The organism is Streptomyces sp. NPDC001668 (genome assembly GCF_042893155.1).
Lineage (GTDB): Bacteria > Actinomycetota > Actinomycetes > Streptomycetales > Streptomycetaceae > Streptomyces.
The window spans coordinates 28,121-48,905 of record NZ_JBIAUQ010000020.1 but is presented as its reverse complement, the minus strand read 5'-3'; the positions used below and the strand labels follow the sequence as shown (position 1 = coordinate 48,905).

The 20,785-nt window shown below is 72.4% G+C and carries 18 protein-coding genes; 5 read left to right on the top strand and 13 right to left on the bottom strand.

The features are described from left to right. Nucleotides 1–3: 3 nt before the first annotated feature. Nucleotides 4–360, bottom strand: coding sequence for a hypothetical protein (locus ACFYZ8_RS39885; protein WP_359036623.1), 357 nt, complete (start codon nucleotides 358–360; stop codon nucleotides 4–6). Continuing rightward, the gene (locus ACFYZ8_RS39880) at nucleotides 347–2,125 is read right to left on the bottom strand and encodes a hypothetical protein (protein ID WP_388541080.1); all 1,779 of its coding nucleotides are present in this window, start codon (nucleotides 2,123–2,125) and stop codon (nucleotides 347–349) included. Before ACFYZ8_RS39880 ends, ACFYZ8_RS39885 begins: the two co-directional genes overlap by 14 nt. A 141-nt stretch (nucleotides 2,126–2,266) precedes the next feature. On the opposite strand from ACFYZ8_RS39880, the gene ACFYZ8_RS39875 reads away from it, so the two are divergent. After that, on the top strand, nucleotides 2,267–3,154 hold the full coding sequence (locus ACFYZ8_RS39875) for a GNAT family N-acetyltransferase (RefSeq protein WP_388541259.1): 888 nt from the start codon (nucleotides 2,267–2,269) through the stop codon (nucleotides 3,152–3,154). 542 nt (nucleotides 3,155–3,696) lie between these two features. Here the strand turns inward: ACFYZ8_RS39875 and ACFYZ8_RS39870 are convergent. The 6 genes from ACFYZ8_RS39870 to ACFYZ8_RS39845 form a co-directional block, all read right to left on the bottom strand. After that, complete coding sequence (locus ACFYZ8_RS39870; protein ID WP_388541077.1) at nucleotides 3,697–4,590, bottom strand: hypothetical protein; 894 nt, start codon at nucleotides 4,588–4,590, stop codon at nucleotides 3,697–3,699. Nucleotides 4,591–4,717: 127 nt separating this feature from the next. After that, nucleotides 4,718–5,707, bottom strand: coding sequence for a malate dehydrogenase (locus ACFYZ8_RS39865; RefSeq protein ID WP_359036629.1), 990 nt, complete (start codon nucleotides 5,705–5,707; stop codon nucleotides 4,718–4,720). 308 nt (nucleotides 5,708–6,015) lie between these two features. Further along, nucleotides 6,016–7,167 (bottom strand): DUF2690 domain-containing protein, encoded by a 1,152-nt coding sequence (locus ACFYZ8_RS39860; protein WP_388541075.1) that lies wholly within the window; start codon nucleotides 7,165–7,167, stop codon nucleotides 6,016–6,018. Between the two features lie 234 nt (nucleotides 7,168–7,401). Continuing rightward, nucleotides 7,402–7,875, bottom strand: a complete 474-nt coding sequence (locus ACFYZ8_RS39855; protein ID WP_388541072.1) for a helix-turn-helix domain-containing protein — start codon at nucleotides 7,873–7,875, stop codon at nucleotides 7,402–7,404. 238 nt (nucleotides 7,876–8,113) lie between these two features. Further along, on the bottom strand, nucleotides 8,114–8,593 hold the full coding sequence (locus ACFYZ8_RS39850) for a DUF3017 domain-containing protein (RefSeq protein ID WP_388541257.1): 480 nt from the start codon (nucleotides 8,591–8,593) through the stop codon (nucleotides 8,114–8,116). 124 nt (nucleotides 8,594–8,717) lie between these two features. After that, nucleotides 8,718–9,572: a bifunctional methylenetetrahydrofolate dehydrogenase/methenyltetrahydrofolate cyclohydrolase gene (locus tag ACFYZ8_RS39845; RefSeq protein ID WP_359036637.1), complete on the bottom strand. Its 855-nt coding sequence runs from the start codon at nucleotides 9,570–9,572 to the stop codon at nucleotides 8,718–8,720. 240 nt (nucleotides 9,573–9,812) lie between these two features. Between ACFYZ8_RS39845 and ACFYZ8_RS39840 the strand changes: the two genes are divergently transcribed. Continuing rightward, entirely contained in the window at nucleotides 9,813–10,478 is a 666-nt protein-coding gene (locus ACFYZ8_RS39840) for an RDD family protein (RefSeq protein WP_388541069.1), read from the top strand. A 280-nt stretch (nucleotides 10,479–10,758) separates the two neighbouring features. After that, nucleotides 10,759–12,426 (top strand): protein kinase, encoded by a 1,668-nt coding sequence (locus tag ACFYZ8_RS39835; RefSeq protein ID WP_388541066.1) that lies wholly within the window; start codon nucleotides 10,759–10,761, stop codon nucleotides 12,424–12,426. A gap of 28 nt (nucleotides 12,427–12,454) precedes the next feature. On the opposite strand, the gene purH is transcribed toward ACFYZ8_RS39835, so the two are convergent. Next, nucleotides 12,455–14,020, bottom strand: coding sequence for a bifunctional phosphoribosylaminoimidazolecarboxamide formyltransferase/IMP cyclohydrolase (gene purH / locus ACFYZ8_RS39830; protein WP_359036643.1), 1,566 nt, complete (start codon nucleotides 14,018–14,020; stop codon nucleotides 12,455–12,457). After that, a complete protein-coding gene (purN, locus tag ACFYZ8_RS39825) occupies nucleotides 14,017–14,664 on the bottom strand; it encodes a phosphoribosylglycinamide formyltransferase (protein ID WP_359036645.1) in 648 nt (215 codons plus the stop codon). The genes purH and purN overlap by 4 nt, the downstream gene beginning before the upstream one ends. Before the next feature lie 290 nt (nucleotides 14,665–14,954). Between purN and ACFYZ8_RS39820 the strand changes: the two genes are divergently transcribed. After that, nucleotides 14,955–15,740: a hypothetical protein gene (locus ACFYZ8_RS39820; protein WP_388541063.1), complete on the top strand. Its 786-nt coding sequence runs from the start codon at nucleotides 14,955–14,957 to the stop codon at nucleotides 15,738–15,740. A 16-nt stretch (nucleotides 15,741–15,756) separates the two neighbouring features. On the opposite strand, the gene ACFYZ8_RS39815 is transcribed toward ACFYZ8_RS39820, so the two are convergent. After that, nucleotides 15,757–17,427: a DUF6350 family protein gene (locus ACFYZ8_RS39815; protein ID WP_388541061.1), complete on the bottom strand. Its 1,671-nt coding sequence runs from the start codon at nucleotides 17,425–17,427 to the stop codon at nucleotides 15,757–15,759. A gap of 45 nt (nucleotides 17,428–17,472) precedes the next feature. Between ACFYZ8_RS39815 and ACFYZ8_RS39810 the strand changes: the two genes are divergently transcribed. Continuing rightward, on the top strand, nucleotides 17,473–18,396 hold the full coding sequence (locus ACFYZ8_RS39810) for a sigma factor-like helix-turn-helix DNA-binding protein (protein WP_388541059.1): 924 nt from the start codon (nucleotides 17,473–17,475) through the stop codon (nucleotides 18,394–18,396). 180 nt (nucleotides 18,397–18,576) lie between these two features. Here ACFYZ8_RS39810 and sucD read toward each other — a convergent pair whose 3' ends face one another. Both sucD and sucC read right to left on the bottom strand, forming a co-directional pair. After that, the gene (gene sucD, locus ACFYZ8_RS39805) at nucleotides 18,577–19,461 is read right to left on the bottom strand and encodes a succinate--CoA ligase subunit alpha (RefSeq protein WP_359036654.1); all 885 of its coding nucleotides are present in this window, start codon (nucleotides 19,459–19,461) and stop codon (nucleotides 18,577–18,579) included. A gap of 19 nt (nucleotides 19,462–19,480) precedes the next feature. Further along, the gene (gene sucC / locus ACFYZ8_RS39800; protein WP_359036656.1) at nucleotides 19,481–20,659 is read right to left on the bottom strand and encodes an ADP-forming succinate--CoA ligase subunit beta; all 1,179 of its coding nucleotides are present in this window, start codon (nucleotides 20,657–20,659) and stop codon (nucleotides 19,481–19,483) included. Between the last annotated feature and the right edge of the window lie 126 nt (nucleotides 20,660–20,785).

Sequence of the window (20,785 nt, the reverse complement as noted above, 5' to 3'; positions counted from 1 at the left end):
CTCTCACAACCCGAGCAGCCCCGCCACGGCCCCCGCCGACGCGACCAGACCGACCAGCGCCTGCGCGTCGTCCAGCAGCGCCCGCAGCCGTTCCCGCCGGGTCGGTCCCGCCTGGCCCGTGGTGACGATCTCCTCCTCCGTCTCGGCCAGCGCGGTGTCCAGCGCGGCCGTCTGGTCGGTGGCCCTGAGGCGGGTCAGGTCCTCGCGGAGTTCCCGTACGGCGGTCAGGAGCGCCTCGGCGCTCTCGTCCCGCTGGGGCGCCGTACCGTGGTGGCTCTCGGCGTGCGCGTGGCTGCCGATGGCGAACGTGCTGCCGTGGACACCGCCGCTGATGCTGACGCCTGGCTCATCCGTTGCCATTGCCGCTGGCTCCCTTCTGTGACGCGGTCCCCGCGCCGCCGGTGAACGCGGAGGCGTTCTTGCCCACCGCGAAGGTGCTGCCGTGGACGCCGCCCTCGACGTGCACGCCGCCGCTGCTGATGTTCACGATCTTCTGGACGAACTCGCCCGTCTGGTAACCGGATTCGGCCAGCGCGGTCAGCACGCCGTGCGCGACCCGGTCCTGCACGCTCCTGAGGTAGCGGTAGGCGTCCATCTCCTGGAAGCGGGACCCCTCGTCCATCGAGCCGAGCTCGCGCACCGACAACGCCGGGCCGTCGGGCAGCGCGCCCGCGTAGCCGCCGGTCAGCAGCTTCCACGCGTACCCCGCCCCCCGGCCGAGGGTGGCGAGGGAACGGGCCGCGGAGCCCGGCACCCGGGCCACCGCCCAGGCCGCCTTGCCGAGGACGTTGTTGTGCCGGTAGGTGTGGGCCGCGCGGTCGGCGTCCTTGAAGTCCTCGCGCACCGGCAGCAGCACATGCGGGGCGATCTCCAGCATGAGCATCCGGCCCTGGGTGTGGACGCGCACGAAGACCGTGACGACCAGCTCCTCCTCCCAGCCGCCGACCCGGATCCGCAGGAAGTGCCGCCGCTTCTCGGCGCCTTCCTCGACCGCGCGCGCCCGGTGGTCCTCGAAGGCCTGCGGGTGGTACGGGGCCTCCTCGCGCCGGCGCAGCCCCTCGGCGGGCAGGAACACACACTCGTCGATCTCCAGCCAGCGCAGCCGGTCGCGGACCGTGTGCCCGGCGAACTCCGAGGGCAGCCGCAGCTGTTCGAGCAGCGGGCGGATCTTCTCCAGGACCGCGCGGTTGTTCAGCGGGAGCTGTTCCTTCTTCATCTCGTCGGGCCGCAGTTCGACGGCGATCACCCAGGTCTCGTAGGCGAACCCGGCACCGCAGAAGGGACGCTTCTCGTGGTACATGACCAGCGGCGCGTGCTGCTCGATGCGGATGCGCTGCTTCAGCCGCTGGAACCGCGGCCCCTCGGCGCGCTCGGCGGGGTCGCCGGCCGCGTCCGGGAAGCGCTGCGGGGACAGCTCGGCGCCCACCGCCCTGGCGAACTGGCCGCGCTGCGCGGCCACGCACACCGCGATCAGCGCGAAGACGACGATCACCAGCCACGCCTGCAGTGGCCCGATCAGGCCGTTGACCCCGTCGAAGTCGGGGAACAGCAGGTCGGACGGGTCGGAGGAGTCACCGTAGGAGCCGTACGAGCCGCCATAGCCGTAGGAGTCGCCGAAGGAGCCGGAGCCGCCGTAGGACGAGGAGTCGTCGTCGCCTCCGCCGAACGCGACGACCAGGGCGAGGATCAGGAACATCGCGAAGACGAGCCGCCCCCACCAGCGCATGACGAAGGCCGGCACCCGCCGGTACAGCGGCGGATTCGCGCCCTTGCCCCGGACCCACGAGGCGGCCGCGAGCATCAGGCTGGGCATGAGGAACGCGAACAGCAGCCCGCCGGTCAGCGGCAGCCCGATCACCCACAGACCCAGGATCAGCCCGGCCCACAGCAGCTCCTGGCGCCGGGCCCGCAGCGCGTGCGCGAGCACCCGGGCCGCGTCGAGGCCCAGCGAGGGCGCCACGATCCGCTGTTCGTTCAGGTGCAGCTGCTCGATGACCCGGTCCCGGTAACCGGAATCCAGGTAGGTGCCGGCGCACAGCAGCCGGGTCGCCTCGCTGGCGTGCGGCGGCGTGGCGGGGCCCGGCGGTGCGGACTGCGGCTGCCGAGGCACAGATGTAGTAGTCACGCGGCTCCCCCGATGCGTGCAAAGCCCTTGTTCAGTGCTGTTGTTGACAACGGATCAGCATAGAGGTGCGGATGGGGTCGGCAAACCGGAATGTGCGTACCCGTGGACACCGGGTAATTTATTTGACTAATGTCAAAGATTATGGACCCGGTGTCGATTGAGCACGTGGCGGAGTTCCGCCGGTTCAACCGCTACTTCACCCGCCGTATCGGCGCCCTGGACGACCACTACCTCGGCCAGGACCGCCCGCTCGGTGAGGCGCGGCTGCTGTTCGAGATCGGTGAGGGGGTCTCGTTGCGTGAGCTCAGGACCCGGCTCGGACTGGACGCCGGATACCTGAGCCGGATGGCGAAGACCCTCCAGGCGCAGGGCCTGGTGCGGATCAGCGTCCACCCCGAGGACAGCCGGCTGCGCAGGATCGAGCTGACCCGCGCCGGAAGGGCCGAGCTGGGGGAGCAGAACCGCCGGGCCGACGCCCTCGCGGCCGGACTGCTCGACGGACTCACCCGGGCCCAGCGCGACCGGCTCACCGAGGCGATGAGCACCGCCCAGCGCCTGCTGCGCCTGGCCGGCATCACCGTGGCCCCGGTCGACGGCGCCGCCCCCGACGCCCGCGCCTGCCTCCAGGCGTACGCCGCCGACATCGACGCCCGCTTCCCGGAGGGCTTCGACGCGTCCGACCTGGTGCGCCCCGAGGAGGTCTCCGGGGAGGCGGGCGCGTTCTTCGTGGCGTACGAGGAGGGGCGCCCGGTGGGCTGCGGGGCGCTGCGACGGCTGGAGCCGGGGGTCGGGGAGCTCCGCCATGTGTGGGTGCACCCGGACGCCCGCCGCCTCGGCCTCGCCCGCCGGATCCTGTCCGCGCTGGAGTCGGAGGCCGCCGCCCGCGGCCTGACCGTCCTGCGGCTCGACACCCACGCGTCGCTCACCGAGGCGCAGACGATGTACCGGGCGTGCGGCTACCGGGAGATCCCGCCCTACTCGGAGCACGTCTACGGCGACCACTGGTTCGAGAAGCGGCTGTCCGGCTGACGACCCGATCACCCGGCCACGGGGATTCGCGTACTATCGCGTTCAGCCGGAAACGAGTACTGTCGCGTTCGGTTCGGCTGTCGGCCCAACCGTCCCTGCTCGTACCCGAGTTGCTCCGAGGAGCCGCCGTGCCCTCCCTTCTGAACCCGGTCGTCAGCGCACTCCTGCTCCGGAGCGTCGGCACCGGGACCGCTCCGGCCGGGGGCGGCGCCCGCGCCGGGCTCGATGTCCGTCCCCGTCAGCCGGCGCGCGCCCTGGTCCCCTCGGGCCCGCTCCCGCGCAGGCACTGCGGCGCCCGGGCCCGGCCCGCGCCCCGTGGGGCCACCGGGTCGCGGCCGGCGCGCGGCTGCGTCGCGCGTGACGGGGGCGCTCACCCCCGGCGGGGCCCGGTCGGGCTGTGCAGCTCGGCCGGCCGCTCGGCCCCGAGGCGATGCAGATCATGACGGCCGGTGCGCCGACGGTCCCCCCTCAGTCGCACCGAACCCCTCACCGCCCGCACGCAGGACGCGGGCCAGAGTGGTCGCCCGGCCGCCGGCGCAGGCTCAGCGGCACTCCGTGTCCGCCGGGCAGAACGAGGACAGTGCCCTGGTGAGCGGCTCGCGCACCAGGGCGGGCGTGAGGGAGGCGGGGCCGGTGGCCCGGATCGCGTACAGCGTGCCGTCGGCGGCCTGGAAGCGGTGGTCGACGACCTGGCGGGCGCCGAGGTCCGGGTCGTCGTAGCGGTAGACGAGCTCGGCCCAGGTGGTGCCGGAGGCGCGGTCGAGGACCTGGTAGCCGGGCTGGCGGGCGAAGCCGTAACCGCGGTCGTTCTCGGCCAGGTCGAGCGACTGGGCCGGGGTGTCCTCCGCGATCCGGAAGAGCTGGAGCCGGCGGCCGTCGGCGGGGGCGTCGAAGCTGACGACCGGCGCCAGCTGCCCCTGTTTCTCCGTACGCGCCCAGCCCTTGGGGATGTCCACGGTGTAGCCGACGGGGTCCTGGACGCGGTGGTACGCCGAGCCGGTGGAGGCGGAGGAGCCGGAGGCTGAGGCGGACGCGGACGCGGAGGCGGACGCGGACGCGGAGGCCGGAGGCGACGAGGTGGCCGTGACGCTCGGGGCCGGACCCGCGCCCGTGTGAGTACCGGAGTTGAGGGAGGTGCCCCGGAGGAGCAGCCAGACGCCGACGCCGACCGAGACGCCGACCAGGACGGCCACCGTGAAAGCGGCGAACACCCGCCGGACGCGGTGCGGCGCGTGCGGAGGGCCCACGGGAACCGGCGCCTGGGTCCCGGCCGTGGCCCAGGGCGGCGCGAACGAGGTCTGGGTCTCCGCGGAGGCCCACGGCGGGGTGGTCTCCGCCGCTTCCGAGCTCCAGGCCGACCGGCCCCTGTCCTCGCTCGGCTCGTGTTCCGCCCCGGAACCGGAGCTGCAGCCGTTCCAGCCATTCCAGCCGTTCATCGCGCACCCCCCGCATCACCCCACCGGGTAAGACTTCGACCGTAGGGCGAAAAACGGCCACGGGCCCTGTTCCGGAGGGAACCGGAACAGGGCCCGTGCAGGCTCGTGACAGAGCCGTCGAGAAAACTCAGATGAGACCGAGCGCGCGGACCGCCTCGCGCTCCTCCTCGAGCTCCTTCACGGAGGCGTCGATGCGGGCGCGGGAGAACTCGTTGATGTCCAGGCCCTGGACGATCTCGTACTGCCCGTCCTTGGTGGTGACCGGGAAGGAGGAGATCAGGCCCTCCGGGACGCCGTAGGAGCCGTCCGAGGGGATGCCCATGGAGGTCCAGTCGCCGTCCGCGGTGCCGTTGACCCAGGTGTACACGTGGTCGATGGCGGCGTTGGCGGCCGAGGCGGCGGAGGACGCGCCACGGGCCTCGATGATCGCGGCACCGCGCTTGGCGACGGTCGGGATGAAGTCCTCGGCCAGCCACTTCTCGTCGTTGACGGTCTCGGCGGCGTTCTTGCCGGCGACCGTGGCGTGGAAGATGTCCGGGTACTGGGTGGCGGAGTGGTTGCCCCAGATGGTCAGACGCTTGATGTCGGCGACCGTGGTGCCCGTCTTCTTCGCGAGCTGGGTCAGCGCGCGGTTGTGGTCGAGGCGGGTCATCGCGGTGAAGCGCTCGGCCGGTACGTCCGGGGCGGCGGCCTGGGCGATCAGCGCGTTGGTGTTCGCCGGGTTGCCGACGACGAGGATCTTGACGTCGTCCGCGGCGTGGTCGTTGATGGCCTTGCCCTGCGGCTTGAAGATGCCGCCGTTGGCCTCCAGGAGGTCACCGCGCTCCATGCCCTTGGTGCGGGGGCGGGCGCCGACGAGCAGACCGACGTTGGTGCCGTCGAAGGCGACGTTCGGGTCGTCCGTGATGTCGATGCCCTGGAGCAGCGGGAAGGCGCAGTCGTCGAGCTCCATGGCGGTGCCCTCGGCGGCCTTCAGCGCGGGGGTGATCTCCAGCAGGCGGAGCTTGACCGGCACGTCCGCGCCGAGCAGCTGGCCGGAGGCGATGCGGAAGAGCAGGGCGTAACCGATCTGGCCGGCCGCGCCGGTGACGGTGACGTTCACGGGAGTGCGGGTCATGGCGTTCTCCGTATGACAGCTGGCGGTGGGGCGTCCCTGCCCCGGACGTTTGATCGATCTCTCGGCGTCAAGAGATCTCCAGCGGTCAGGCTATCGCGCATCCGGGGACCCGGACGTCCGGGTCCGTGTGGCCCACCCCACAGAGCCCCGGAACAGAGCCCGGAAACGAGCCCGGAAAAGAGGCGGCCGCCCGTCCGGGAGAGGGGGGACGAAGGCGGCCGCCGTATGGGGGTACCGATTGCCGGACTCCCGTGGGGGTACGGTTCGCGTGCCCCCGATCCGACAGTCCATGCACACCCCGGGAAGATTCAGCCGGTGCACCCCCGCTGCCCGGAGGCCAGGGTCACACACGCCGTGGCCGCACCGGCGTCCTTCACGGCCACCATCGGCGTGTAGGCGATCGTGTCCCCCGCCTCGGTGATGCTCCCGCTCCGCTCGGTCGCCTTCCCTGCGGTCACCTCGACCTTGTCCCCCTGACCGGCCTGGGTGACCCTGCCCCACGCCGCCCCGCAGGTCTCGCTGTACCGCACCTCGACCACGGTGGCCCCCACCGTCGCGGTCTTCGCGGTCGTCACCAGGTTCCCGCTGCAGCCCATGGCCTCGGCGTCCTTGCCGGTGCACCCGGCACCGCTGCACTTGACCCCGGCGGGCAGCGAGACGGACGTACTGGCGGACGGCGAGGGGGACGTCCCGGACTGGTTCTTCTTGTCCCCGCCCGGGTCGGTCAGGAAGAACACGGCGGCCACCACGACCAGCACTCCGACGACCCCCACGAGGAACATCGTCAGCCGCCGCTTCCCGCCTCCGGAGGAACCGTCCCCGGGACGCGCGTCCTGCGGCTGGTCGGACGGTCCAGGCACCCCCGGTGCCGCCGGTGTCGCCGGCGTCCGCCCCGGACCCTCGGTGGAGACGGGCGCGGGAGCGGGTGCCGCCGTACGTCCCGAGGTCTGCGACGGCCCCTGGTACCCCGCCACACCCCAGGAATTGGCGCCCGAGGAGACGCTGTCCACGTCCGCCGCGGTCGGCTGCGGCGGCACCGTGGGGGCGACCCCCGCAGGTCCCGCCACCCCCGGCAGCGCCGTCGCGCTGCCGCTCTTGCGGGCCGTCTTGGTGCCCTTGGCGTTCGCGGGCGGTGCCCCGAACTCGCCGAGCGCGGCCCGCGCCTGGGAGATCCGGATGGCCTCCATGGTCATGTCGTGGCGCATCTCCGAACGGCTCCAGGCGCGTTCGGCGAGCTCCCACATCGTGGTCAGGTGGATCGGATTGGTGCCGGTCACCTCGGCCAGGGCGACGATCGCGCCCTTCGGCGCGAGCAGCCGGCCGTTCAGATACCGCTCCCAGGACGTCTTGCTGTAACCCGTGCGGTCGGCGACGGCCGCGATGCTCAGGCCGCTGCGGTCCACGAGCCGCCGCAACTGGCTCGCGAACTCCCTGACCTGCGGATCCAGTTCATCCGGCAAGGCCCTCCAACGAGGCATTGCTCCCCCTCTTTTCCCCCGGTCGGTGCTGGCTGTTCCCCGCTCTTCCCCGTGCGGTAAGGATCTCAGCTCCCCGGGTGGGGGCGCACGGGAGCATCCGCAAGTTCGACACGTTAGCCGCGCTGTCGAACATCCCCATATCAAATACGCAAACTTGTCGATACATCGTCACAGGTGGAACACACCGGAAATAACGGCCGCCACGCAGGCCCCCGATCACCCAGACGCAACGGCACCGGCCACTCCGAGCAGCAGGACGAGCACGAGCAGCAGCGCGGCGGTCAGGAGGAGGGGGTTCATGCCGGTGGCGCCCTTCCCGGGAGGCTCGTCCCACCACGGCAGGGTGGGGTCGTCCTCGTACCTCTCGCCGTCACCGCCCTCCTCGCCCCCGGCGGCCCGCGCGGGAGCCGCCGGACGGGGCCAGGCCTTGACCGCCAGTTCCCAGCGGACACCGAAGCGCTCGGCGTCGGTGGTGTCGAGGCCCGCGATCCGGCACAGGGCGGCGACGGCCTGCCGGGGCGGGGGCTGGGTGGCGTTGAGATAGCGGTGCCAGGAGGACTTGCTGTACGCGGTGCGGGCGCCGAGCGCGACGAGGCTGAGCCCCGTGCGGTCCTTGAGCTGTCTGAGCTGCTCCACGAAGTGCCGTACCTCCGGCGGCAGATCGTCGGGCAGCGCCTGCCAGCCACTCATCGCCCACCTCCGCGGCGTTTTCACCTGCTCCCAGGCAATTGACGACGTCACAGGCCTGATCGGTTCCTTGTCCCGGGTCGGCTGTGGCAGCTCGCGCACACCGTGCCGGAACCGTCACCGCTGTGCCACAGCGGACTGACAGCGGTTGAACAGGCTGTTCGCGCCACAGGACGCTGGACCGTGACGGCGGCCCGTCCCTCGTCGGGGGTGGGGGCGGACCGCCGGTACCCGCTTCGGGTCAGTTGCTGCTGACCGTGAAGTGCAGGGTGTCCTTCAGGAAGGGGATCTCCAGCCAGGGATGCGGCTGCACCATCATCGCCAGCAGGACGATGACGGTGCCGAGCACGCCGTACGTGGCGATGTCGGTGAAGCGGGAGCGGACGGCGAGCATGCCGACGTCCGGCAGCAGCCAGCGCAGCACGGCACCGCCGAGCAGGGCGACCCCGATGAGGAGCGTGCCGACGCGGAACTGGTCGAGGGCGGTCACCAGCAGCCCGAGCCCGACCGAGGCCAGCACCGCGAGCACCGGCCACTGCCGGGCGGGCGCCGGAGCGTCCCGCGGTGCGGCCCGGCCGCCGCCCTCGGGCCGCGCGGTGTCCCGGGTGAACAGCGGGAACCGGCGGGTGACCCGCCGCGGCACCCCGTCGGCATCGGGCGCGCTGATCGCGTCCCGTACGACGATGTCGGCCTGCTCCTCGGGGTCCGGGGCGTTGTCCACCCGGGCCTCGGCGCCCTCACCGGACGTCCGACCGGCTCCGTCCGCCGCAGCCACCGGCTCCTCCTGGGGGCCCGGCGCCGCGGTCGCCCCGGTCGCCGCTCCCCGCTTCTCGGGGCCCCGCGCCTCAGCCGACACTGCGCTCCGCCGCCTCGACCACGTTGACGAGCAGCTGGGCGCGGGTCATCGGGCCCACGCCGCCGGGGTTCGGGGAGATGAAGCCGGCGACCTCGGCGACGCCGGGGTGGACGTCGCCCACGATCTTGCCCTCGGCGTTGCGGGAGACGCCGACGTCGAGAACGGCGGCGCCCGGCTTCACGTCCTCGGGGCGGATCAGGTGGGCGGAACCGGCGGCGGCGACAATGATGTCCGCGCGCTTGAGGTGCGCGGACAGGTCACGGGTGCCGGTGTGGCACTGGGTCACCGTCGCGTTCTCGCTGCGCCGGGTGAGCAGCAGCGGCATCGGGCGGCCGATGGTCACGCCTCGGCCGACGACCACCACCTCCGCGCCCTTGATCTCGACGCCGTAGCGGCGGAGCAGGGTGAGGACGCCGTTGGGGGTGCAGGGCAGCGGCGCCGGCTCGTTGAGGACCAGGCGGCCGAGGTTCATGGGGTGCAGGCCGTCCGCGTCCTTGTCCGGGTCCATGAGCTCCAGGATGCGGTTCTCGTCGATGCCCTTGGGCAGCGGCAGCTGGACGATGTAACCGGTGCACGCCGGGTCGTCGTTCAGCTCGCGGACGACCGACTCGATCTCCTCCTGCGTGGCCGTCTCGGGCAGTTCACGCTGGATGGAGGCGATGCCGACCTGCGCGCAGTCGCGGTGCTTGCCGGCGACGTACTTCTGGCTGCCGGGGTCGGTGCCGACGAGGATCGTGCCGAGGCCGGGCGTGACGCCCTTCTCCTTCAGCGCCGCCACGCGGGCGGTCAGATCGGACTTGATCGCGGCTGCGGTGGCCTTGCCATCGAGAATCTGGGCGGTCATGCCCCCATCCTCGCGGATGACCCGGCCCGGGTACCAATCCGGGTTCCCCCGTGGCCCCGCCCAAGATCGGCGAGGTTGCACTTGCACAACACATACCGAATGGGTCTGGACAACAACACACCTGCCTACAACGATGTCTGGCGCAGTATCGCGGTTGGTGTTCGGGGGGCAGACCGCTCAGCCATGACGTTCCTCCGCGCAGTCCCGCATTGTCCCCAGCTTGGCCAACGGAGGATCACCATGAGTTTCGGCTCGCCCAACAACCCGTACGAAAAGCCGCAGAACCCCCAGCAGCCGCAGCAGCCCCAGCAGCCGGGTTACGGCTACCCGCAGCAGCAGCCGCAGCAGCCCGGTTACGGCTACCCCCAGCAGGCCCCGCAGGGTGTCCCGCCGCAGCAGGGCTACCCCCAGCAGCAGGGCTACCCGCAGCAGCCCGGTTACGGCTACCCGCAGGCGCCGCAGGTCCCCGCCTCCGCCTACGGCTACCCGCAGCAGCCGGGCTACGGCGCGCAGCCGCCGTACGCGAACTGGGGCCAGCGTTTCCTCGGCACCCTGGTCGACGGGCTCGTCTTCGCGGTCCCGTACCTCCTCGTCATCTTCGGCGGCAACGCCCAGAACGGGGCCCTGATGGCGATCGGCGGCATCGCGCTCCTCGGCCTCGCGATCTACCAGCTGATCATCGAGGGCAAGAACGGCCAGACGCTCGGCAAGAAGGCGCTCGGCATCCGTCTGGTGCGGGAGATCGACGGGCAGCCCCTCGGTGTCGGCATGGCCTTCGTCCGCCGCCTCGCGCACTTCCTGGACAGCCTCGCCTGCTACCTCGGCTGGCTGTGGCCCGCCTGGGACGCCAAGCGCCAGACCTTCGCCGACAAGATCTGCTCGTCCATCGTCATCCGGACGAACTGAGCATCGCCTCACCACAATTGACGGCGGATCGCCACGACGCCTTCTCGCCATACTTTCCCAGGGGCCGTGTCACACCGTGACACGGCCCCTGGGCGTAGGACCGTGTACAGCGTCATCGTGGTGCCTCCGCCGACCACGGACCCACGGGAGAGCGCCGCTCCGGACGGCACCGGGTCCTTCGTATCCCGGCATCGCCCGGCGGTGGGGCGCTAGCCTCTCCTCAGTCAACTGGCGTGACGCATGAGCACGTTGAGGAACGAAGAGGCAGGTCGGGGGGACCGTGACAGACATACCGGCGGCCGGTGAGACCGCGCTGCGGCAGGCGGGCGCGGTCCCGCTGCTGCCCGCCGATCCCGGACGTATCGGACCCTACGTCCCGCTCGGGCTGCTCGGCAGCGGCGGTATGGGCCGGGTCTACCTGGCCCGGCGTGCCGACGACAGCCCGGGGCTCGCCGCCGTGAAGGTGATCCGGCCCGAGTACGCCGAAGGGCCGGACTTCCGGCGGCGGTTCGAGCGGGAGGCCGCCGTGCACGGGCGGGTGCGCACACCGCGCGCACCGCATCTGCTGGGCACCGGCTTCGACGACGCGCTGCTGTGGATGGCCACCGAGTACCTGCCCGGCCTCAGCCTCGCCGAGGCGGTCCGCGAGTGCGGGCTGCTCGAACCGGCCGGGGTGTGGCGGCTGGTGGCGGAGCTCGGGGAGGCCCTGTCGGCGCTGGCCGCCGCCGGGGTCGTACACCGCGATCTCAAGCCGTCCAACGTGATCCTGTCCCCCCGGGGCACACACGTCATCGACTTCGGCATCTCCCGCGCGGCCGACAGCAGCGCGATCACCACGACCGGCCACCGGGTCGGCACGGCCGCGTACATGGCGCCCGAGTATCTGCGCGAGGGCCGCTGCGACGCCGCCTCCGACGTGTTCTCCCTCGGCTGCACCATCGTCTACGCCGCCACCGGGCACGCCCCCTTCGGCGACGGGACCGGGGTGGACGTCATGCACCGGGTCGCCTTCGAGGCACCCGACACCGAGGTCATGGCCGAACTCGCCGAGGCGGACCCCGCGTTGGCCGCCCTGTTGGCCGCCTGCCTGGCCAAGGACCCCGCCGGCCGCCCCGCCCCGCGACAGCTGATCGACGCGGCCACGGCCGCGGGACACGGCCGCGCGTCCCACTGGCACGACCCGCTGGCCGCCCGGCTCCGGGAACGGCAGCAGGGGTGCGCGGCGCTGGAGGACGTGCCCGTCCGGCAGTCCCCCCACTTCCGCACGCCCTTGGAGCCGGTGCTCTCACCGGGCCCCGCCCCGGCCACCGGGACCGGCGGGCGGCGCAGGCCCCTGCTGGCCGCCGTCGCGGGCATCGCCGTCGGAGCCGTCGCCGTCGGAGCCTTCCTGCTCACCCGTCCGGGCCTCGACTCCCCGGCCGCGGCCGCCCCGACCCGCGCCGCCGAGGTCACCGCCTCCGCCGCTCCGGCCTCTTCGGGGCCCAGTGCGTCCGCCTCGCCCTCCGGCAAGGACACCGACGAGAAGAAGAAGGACCGGAAAGAGGCGCAGACGGCCGCACCGGAGAAGAGCGCCGGCGCGCCGGACAGCACCCCGTCCGCGACAGCCACCCGGAGCAACGGCGGTGCACAGGGCGGCAGGAGCACCGCCCCCACCCCCACCACCACCGTGACGAAGACCGCCGCACCCCCGGCCACCCCCGCCTGGATCTCCGGCTGCACCTACTACTCGGGCACCGAACAGACCGAGTACGGCGACAAGGGCCAGCGGGTCGTCCAGGTGCAGTGCATGCTCACCAAGCGCGGCTACAGCGTGGGCGGTTCGGGCGTGGACGGCGAGTTCGGCAAGGACACCCAGGCGGCGGTCAAGCAGTTCCAGAGCGCCAAGGGGCTGGAGGTCGACGGCCAGGTGGGTCCCCACACGTGGGCGGCGCTCCGCAGTTCCACGTAGCGCCGCCCAGGCCGGTGTTCCGGTTCCGTCAGTGGAAGAAGTGCCGCGTCCCGGTGAAGTACATCGTGACGCCGGCCTTCTTGGCGGCCTCGACGACGAGCTCGTCACGGACCGAGCCGCCCGGCTGGACGACCGCCTTCACACCGGCCTCCAGGAGGACCTCCAGGCCGTCCGGGAACGGGAAGAAGGCGTCCGAGGCGGCGTACGAGCCCTGCGCCCGCTCGGCACCGGCCCGCTCGACGGCGAGCTTCGCGGAGTCGACGCGGTTGACCTGCCCCATGCCGACGCCGACGGAGGCGCCGTCCTTGGCGAGGAGGATGGCGTTGGACTTGACGGCCCGGCAGGCCCGCCAGGCGAACGCGAGCTCGGCCAGTTCGTCGGCGCCGAGCGCCTCGCCGGTCGCCAGGGTCCAGTTCGCCGGGTCGTCGCCCTCGGCCTGGAGACGGTCGGTGACCTGGAGGAGCGCGCCGCCGTCGATGGGCTTGACCTCGGCGGGGTGCGCGGGCGCGGCCGGGGCCTTGAGGACCCGGATGTTCTTCTTCTTGGCGAGGGCCTCGAGGGCGCCGTCCTCGTAGTCGGGCGCGACGATGACCTCGGTGAAGATCTCGGCGACCTGCTCGGCCATCTCCTTGGAGACCGGGCGGTTCACCGCGATCACACCGCCGAACGCCGACAGCGGGTCACACGCGTGTGCCTTGCGGTGCGCCTCGGCCACGTCCGCGCCGACCGCGATGCCGCAGGGGTTGGCGTGCTTGATGATCGCGACGGCCGGCTCGGCGTGGTCGTACGCGGCACGGCGGGCGGCGTCCGTGTCCGTGTAGTTGTTGTACGACATCTCCTTGCCGTGCAGCTGCTCCGCCTCGGCGAGACCGACGCCGGTGCCGTCGACGTAGAGCGCGGCGGGCTGGTGCGGGTTCTCGCCGTAGCGCAGGGTGCTCTTGCGCTCCAGGGCCGCGGCGATGAACTCGGGGAACGGGGAGTCGTCCGCGGGGGCGTAGGCGCTGGCGAACCAGCTGGAGACCGCGATGTCGTACTCGGCGGTGTGCCGGAAGGCCTCGGCGGCGAGCCGCTTGCGGGAGGCGAGGTCGAACCCGCCGTCCTTCACCGCTGTCAGGACGTCGGCGTACCGCTCGGGACTGGTGACGACGGCGACCGACGGGTGGTTCTTGGCGGCGGCGCGCACCATGGACGGGCCGCCGATGTCGATCTGCTCGACGCACTCGTCCGGGGAGGCACCGGAGGCGACGGTCTCGCGGAACGGGTAGAGGTTGACGACGACCAGGTCGAAGGGCTCGACGCCGAGCTCGGCGAGCTGCTCGCGGTGGCTGTCGAGGCGCAGGTCGGCGAGGATGCCGGCGTGCACGCGCGGGTGCAGGGTCTTGACGCGGCCGTCCAGGCACTCCGGGAAGCCGGTGAGTTCCTCGACCTTGGTGACGGGGACACCGGCGGCGGCGATCCGGCCGGCGGTCGACCCGGTCGAGACGAGTTCCACGCCCGCCTCGTGCAGGCCGCGCGCGAGGTCTTCGAGGCCGGTCTTGTCGTAGACGCTGATGAGCGCCCTGCGAAGGGCCCGCTTGTTGCTCTCGGCGGTCACTGGATAACTACCTTTCGTCCCTCAATGCGATAGCCGTTGCGGGCGAGCCGCCCCACGACCTCGACGAGCAGTCTTCGCTCGACTTCCTTGACGCGCTCGTGCAGAGCGCTCTCGTCGTCCTCGTCCCGGATCTCCACCACGCCCTGGGCGATGATCGGTCCGGTGTCGACGCCGTCGTCGACGAAGTGGACGGTGCAGCCGGTGACCTTCGCTCCGTACGCGAGCGCGTCGCGCACTCCGTGGGCCCCGGGAAAACTGGGCAGCAGCGCGGGGTGGGTGTTCACGAACCGCCCGCCGAAGCGCGCGAGGAACTCCTTGCCCACGATCTTCATGAACCCGGCGGACACCACGAGGGCGGGTTCGTACGCGGAGACGGCCTCGGCGAGGGCCACGTCCCACTCCTCGCGGGTCCCGAAGTCCTTGACCTTGCGGACGAAGGTGGGGATCCCGGCCCGCTCGGCCCGCGCCAGCCCCTCGATGTTCTCCCGGTCGGCCCCCACGGCCACGATCTCGGCGCCGTACGCCTCGGTGCCGGCCGCCGCGATGGCGTCCAGCAGTGCTTGGAGGTTCGTACCGGATCCGGAGACCAGCACGACCAGGCGCTGAACCGGCCTGGCCTGCTCGGCCACGGGCTTGGCGGCCACGGCGGGGCCCTTTCTCGGGGGAGCGTTTGTACGGTCGTACGAATGCTTCGAGCCCCGGGATACGGGGAAGTCTACGAAGCGGCCGAACGTCAGCAACGATACCGGCACACCGCGAGGCCCCCGCGGGACGGGGGCGTGGCCGGAAGGTAGCGTCTGGGAGGGACCGGTCCGGGAACGCGGGTGGCGCGCGACGCGTTCACGGGGTGAGGCCCGCGCCGACGGGCCCGCCGAACCGTTCGATCCACGTAAGCCATGGCAAGCCACATCCTCAAGGGGAAGACGCTCACTTGATGTCGGACCGCAGCCTGCGACTCCTCACGCTCCCCCAGCAGTCGGTGCAGGAAGGGGAGCGCAGCGGCCTGCTGCTGCGGGAGCAGCAGGCCTCGCCGCCGGACGCCCCGTCCTCCGGCAAGAAGAACGGCGAGGGGCAGGGCGGTTCGTCCAAGGACGACAATCCCTTCGCCCCGCCGCCGGAGGGCACCCCGGACCGCCCGTGGCAGCCGCGCCGCCCCGAGGGCTCGGACGGCGACGAGGGCGAGGGCGGCGGCCGCACCCCGTGGGGCAGCCAGTGGAGCGACCGCCAGCCGGGCCGCTCCGACGGCAACTTCGGCGAGCGCCCTGGCGCGGGCCCCGGTGGCGGCCCGGAGGGACAGGGCGGCGCGGGGCCCAATCCGCGCTGGGACCCGACGGATCCCTCCCAGCGCCGCGCCCGTTACGCCCTGCTGTGCGGCATGTGGGCCTTCTTCTTCGTGCTGTTCGGCTGGCCGTACGTGGGCCTGCTGCTGGGCGCGCTGGCCATGTACTGGGGCATCAGCGCGCTGCGCGCCAAGCCCCGCACCCCGGACCCCGACGCCCCCGTCCCGCCCCAGTCGGCCCGCCCGCAGACCACGGCGGCGGTGAGCGGCCTGGTCACGGCCTCCCTGGCCATCGTCTTCGTCGCGGCGAGCTTCACCGCGCGGCTGGTCTACGACGACTACTACACCTGCACGAACGACGCCCTCACCAACCAGGCCCAGAAGTCCTGCGCGGACCTTCTGCCGAAGGAACTCCGGAGCCTGCTGAGCACGAACGGCTGAGGCCGGTCGGCGGGCGTCAGTCGGTCGGCGCAGGCTTCTCCGGGGACTCCGCCGGCGGCGTGGCGGCCTCCTTCAGGGCGGCCCACCGGTTCTCGAGTGCGGCGTCGTCGTGCCAGGGCTCCGGCGGGGGCACCGGGTCCGGTTGAGGTGCGGCGGGCAGGAAGCCGTAGGGCTCGTAGGTGTCGTCCTCGGCGTACGGCTCGTAGCCGCCGCCTTCGCCGTAAGAGGTGTCCGCGGCGCTCGCCGCTGCCGTGGCGGTCCCCGAAGCGGTTCCGGAGGCGGTTCCGGAGGCGGTTCCTGAGGCGGTGTCGACCCCGGCCGTCTCCGCGCGCCGTGAGAGCCGGTCCCGCATCGGCGGCAGGGAGGGCAGGGAGGGCACCCACGTCCGCTGCCCGCCGCGTGAACGGGCGCGTGAGCGCCCGCGCCAGGCCCATACCGCGAGCGCCGTCGGCAGACCCGCCCCCGCGATCCACGCCATGACCGCCGCGCCCACCTGCCACCACACCGGCCCGAACCGGGCCAGCGCCCCCACTCCGAGCGGTCCGCCGGACAGCGCGGTCAGCGCGGCGACCGCCGCCGCGCACAGCACAGCCGCCCGCAGCACCGCGCCGGCCGTCCGCCCCCGTGTCCCCTCCGGATCCGCGGCCCGTCCCACGAACCACCCCACCACCGCCCCGGCGGCCACCGGCACGGCGCCCGCGGCCCAGTGCGCCGGTCCGCCGGCCCCCGGTCCCGGTACCGCCGCCAGCAGCGGGAACGGCGGCAGCAGCGGGGCGGGGTCCGAGGACAGCGGCCCCACGGCATGCCCGGCGCCCAGGAGGAACCCGGGTCCGGCGGCGTATCCCACCGCCCACACCGCCGCGTTCGGCAGCAGCGTCAGACACAGCAGCAGCACGGCGAACCGTCCCGACCACCCCTCCGTCAGCCGGACGAACGACCCCCGCGTCGCGTCGCCGTGCACCACCAGCGACACCCCGAGCAACACCGCCCCGCCCCCGACGAGCACCGAGACCCCGGCCCCCGCGGCTCGTGCCGCCGCCAGGAGCCGTGCCCGCGCCTCCACACCGAGGACCAGCCGCCGGACCCCGGCGGGCAGCAGCACCAGCACGCCGTCCACGGCCTCGGCGGGACGGCCGTACGCCGTCCACACCCCGGCCGCGGCCGCGCCCATGACGACGGCCGGCAGGCAGACGCAGGTCCACGTCCACGAGGGCCGCAACTCCCCGCCGCCGGCGTAGAGCGCGGCGGCCGCGCCGACGCCGAGGTAGCCGAGCACGACCCCGGTCCACGCCGTCCGCCCGGACGCCCGCGGCGGCTCCTCGTCCCCCGAGGCCACGTCCCGCGCCGCCCGGTGCACCAGCCACAACGGCAGGGCGAGCAACAGCAGCGGGGTGACGCCGAGGGGCGCCGGAACCCCGGAGAGCGTGTCGGTGCGGACCAGTTCCGCCCCGTGCGCGAGCAGCCACAGCGCGGCGGCCACGTTCAGCGCGCCGCCCGGGCCGCTGTCGGGGTACGGCGAGCTGATCCACAGCACCATCACGAGCACGGCGAACGAACCGAGCCCCAGCCCGGCGGCCACCGCGCCACCGAGGAGGCCGGCGGCCAGGCCGGGCGTCCGGTCGCGCAACCGGGTGAGCAGGGGAGACAACGAGGTGCGGCGAGCGGTCATCTGGATCACGACCGCCATGCTCCCAACGACACGCGCTTTCTCGTCGTAACAGGCGAACCCCCGATGTGTCGCTCAATATACGACTATGCGTATTTTCGGACGAAGGGGCGCCCCGTGAAGCAGAGCCCGGACGGGTCCTTGACGCAGGATCAGGTCGCCGCCCCGCACGAGGAGCTCCCGGCGACCGCCCCCCTGACACCCGCTCAGGCCTTCGACGCGCTGTACGCGTTCTGCGCGCCCGCCCTCGTCCGGCAGACCTACCTGCTCACCGGCCGCCGCCAACTCGCCCGCGAGTCGGTCGAACGGGCCTTCCAACTCGCCTGGCAGCGCTGGCCGGAGGTGGCGGTGGACCGCGACCCGGCGGGCTGGGTGCGGGTCATGGCGTACGAGTACGCCCTCTCCCCCTGGCACCGGTTCCGCCCCCGCCACCGCGGCCCCGAGGCGCCCGTCGCCGACTCGTCCGGCCGCGCGCTGATGGCCGTGCTCCAGAGACTCCCACCGCCGCAACGGCGCACGCTGCTGCTGTACGACGGTGTGGGGCTCGACCTTCCGGAGACGGCGGCGGAGACGGAGGCGAGTACGCCGACGACGGCGTACCGGTTGATGAACGCGCGGGCGGTGATCGCGGAACGGCTTCCCGAGCTGGCCGACCCGTCCTCGCTGCACGAGCGCCTGGCCTCGCTGGCCGGCTCGGAGCGGTTGCGTGCCGCGAAGCCGTCTTCCGTGCGCAGCGGGAGCGAGCGGCGGGCGCGGTTCTGGACCCGGGCGGCGATCGCGTTCACGGTGGCGCTGATCGGCACGACGGCGCTCACGCTGCGCACGGCCCCGACGCACTACGAGCCGCCGGTCGCGCCGGGGGCGGAGGTTCAGGGGGTGCCGCCGCGGGTAGGGCAGGGGCCCTTGTCGGAGGCGGAGGAGTCGCTTCGCGAGAAGCTGCGGGAGAGCGCGGGGAGCGGCCCGGAGAGGGTCGCACCGCTCGTTCGTTGACTGCGGGCCGGTGGAGGTTTTTCAGGGGCGCGGGGCTGTGTCCATGTGCGGCTCCGCCGCGTGGGCGCGACCAGCCACGACGCACCCATAGCCGCCCGACGAGCCGGGGTGGCACCCCGTAACGCGCCGGTGGGCCCGCCCCCACGCAGGGAACGGGCCCACCGACCGCAGCTGGGTACGTCAGCCGGCCAGGATCTCGCGCGCCAGCTTCGCCGTCTCGGTCGGCGTCTTGCCGACCTTGACGCCGGCGGCCTCGAGGGCCTCCTTCTTCGCGGCGGCCGTGCCGGAGGAGCCGGAGACGATGGCGCCGGCGTGGCCCATGGTCTTGCCCTCGGGCGCGGTGAAGCCCGCGACGTAGCCGACGACCGGCTTGGTCACGTTCTTCGCGATGAAGGCCGCGGCCCGCTCCTCGGCGTCGCCGCCGATCTCACCGATCATGACGATGAGGTCGGTGTCGGGGTCGGCCTCGAACGCGGCGAGCGCGTCGATGTGCGTCGTACCGATGATCGGGTCACCGCCGATACCGACGGCGGAGGAGAAGCCGATGTCACGCAGCTCGTACATCATCTGGTACGTCAGCGTGCCGGACTTCGAGACCAGACCGATACGGCCCGGCTTGGTGATGTCGCCCGGGATGATGCCGGCGTTCGACTGGCCCGGGGTGATGAGACCGGGGCAGTTCGGGCCGATGATCCGGGTCTTGTTGCCCTTCTCCACGGCGTACGCGTAGAACGCGGCGGAGTCGTGGACCGCGATGCCCTCGGTGATGACGACCGCGAGCGGGATCTCGGCGTCGATGGCCTCGACGACGGCCGCCTTGGCGAAGGCCGGCGGTACGAAGAGGACGGATACGTTCGCGCCCGTCTTCTCGATCGCCTCGGCGACGGTGCCGAAGACCGGGATCTCCGTGCCGTCGACGTCCACGGACGTGCCCGCCTTGCGCGGGTTCACGCCACCGACGATGTTCGTGCCGTCGGCGAGCATGAGCTTGGTGTGCTTCATGCCCGTGGAACCGGTCATGCCCTGGACGATGACCTTGCTGTCCTTGTTGAGGAAGATAGCCATGGCTGTGTTCCCTCGTCCCTTACTTCGCGGCCGCGAGCTCGGCGGCCTTGTCGGCCGCGCCGTCCATGGTGTCCACGCGCTGCACCAGCGGGTGGTTGGCGTCGGAGAGGATCTTGCGACCCAGCTCGGCGTTGTTGCCGTCCAGACGGACGACCAGCGGCTTGGTGACTTCCTCGCCCTTGTCCGCGAGCAGCTGCAGCGCCTGGACGATGCCGTTGGCGACCTCGTCGCAGGCGGTGATGCCGCCGAAGACGTTGACGAAGACCGACTTGACGTCGGGGTCGCCCAGGATGATCTCCAGGCCGTTCGCCATCACGGCCGCGGACGCGCCGCCGCCGATGTCGAGGAAGTTGGCGGGCTTGACGCCACCGTGCGCCTCACCGGCGTACGCGACGACGTCCAGGGTGCTCATGACGAGACCCGCGCCGTTGCCGATGATGCCGACCTCGCCGTCGAGCTTGACGTAGTTGAGGTTCTTGGCCTTGGCGGCGGCCTCCAGCGGGTTCGCGGAGTCCTTGTCCTGGAGGGCCTCGTGCTCCGGCTGACGGAACTCGGCGTTCTCGTCCAGGGAGACCTTGCCGTCGAGGGCGATGACTTCACCGGAGGCGACCTTGGCCAGCGGGTTGACCTCGACCAGGAGGGCGTCCTCCTTGATGAAGGTGTCCCACAGCTTGACGAGGACGTTCTCGACCTTGTCGGCGACCTCGGCCGGGAAGTTCGCGGCCTCGACGATCCGGCGGGCGACCTCGGGGGTCACGCCCACGTTGGCGTCGATCGGGGTCTTGGCGACGGCCTCGGGGCGGGTCTCCGCCACCTCCTCGATCTCCATGCCGCCCTCGACGGACGCGATGGAGAGGAAGGTGCGATTGGCCCGGTCCAGGAGGAAGGAGACGTAGTACTCCTCCACGATCTCCGGGGCCGTCTCGGCGATCATCACCTTGTGGACCGTGTGGCCCTTGATGTCCATGCCGAGGATGTTGGTCGCGTGCTCCACGGCCTCGTCGGCGGAGGCGGCGAGCTTGACGCCACCGGCCTTGCCGCGGCCGCCGACCTTCACCTGGGCCTTGACGACGGACTTGCCACCGAGGCGCTCGGTGGCTGCGCGGGCCGCCTCAGGCGTGTCGATGACTTCACCGGCCAGCACCGGTACATCGTGCTTGGCGAAGAGGTCCCTCGCCTGGTACTCGAACAGGTCCACGCGCTTCCGTCCCTATCAGTGATCTCGCGGTTCGTTGTCTGCGTGGGCGTGCCGCGAGGGCAACGTGACGTCCGACCGCTGTCTGTCACAAGGGAGGCGCACACGGTGTCCGAGCGCGCGGCATGT

Coding starts and splice junctions, on each gene's coding strand:
- ACFYZ8_RS39885 (WP_359036623.1), bottom strand. CDS start 360: ATGGCAACGGATGAGCCAGGCGTCAGCATCAGCGGCGGTGTCCACGGC.
- ACFYZ8_RS39875 (WP_388541259.1), top strand. CDS start 2,267: ATGGACCCGGTGTCGATTGAGCACGTGGCGGAGTTCCGCCGGTTCAAC.
- ACFYZ8_RS39870 (WP_388541077.1), bottom strand. CDS start 4,590: ATGAACGGCTGGAATGGCTGGAACGGCTGCAGCTCCGGTTCCGGGGCG.
- ACFYZ8_RS39865 (WP_359036629.1), bottom strand. CDS start 5,707: ATGACCCGCACTCCCGTGAACGTCACCGTCACCGGCGCGGCCGGCCAG.
- ACFYZ8_RS39855 (WP_388541072.1), bottom strand. CDS start 7,875: ATGAGTGGCTGGCAGGCGCTGCCCGACGATCTGCCGCCGGAGGTACGG.
- ACFYZ8_RS39845 (WP_359036637.1), bottom strand. CDS start 9,572: ATGACCGCCCAGATTCTCGATGGCAAGGCCACCGCAGCCGCGATCAAG.
- ACFYZ8_RS39840 (WP_388541069.1), top strand. CDS start 9,813: ATGAGTTTCGGCTCGCCCAACAACCCGTACGAAAAGCCGCAGAACCCC.
- ACFYZ8_RS39820 (WP_388541063.1), top strand. CDS start 14,955: ATGTCGGACCGCAGCCTGCGACTCCTCACGCTCCCCCAGCAGTCGGTG.
- ACFYZ8_RS39815 (WP_388541061.1), bottom strand. CDS start 17,427: ATGGCGGTCGTGATCCAGATGACCGCTCGCCGCACCTCGTTGTCTCCC.
- ACFYZ8_RS39810 (WP_388541059.1), top strand. CDS start 17,473: ATGTGTCGCTCAATATACGACTATGCGTATTTTCGGACGAAGGGGCGC.
- sucD (WP_359036654.1), bottom strand. CDS start 19,461: ATGGCTATCTTCCTCAACAAGGACAGCAAGGTCATCGTCCAGGGCATG.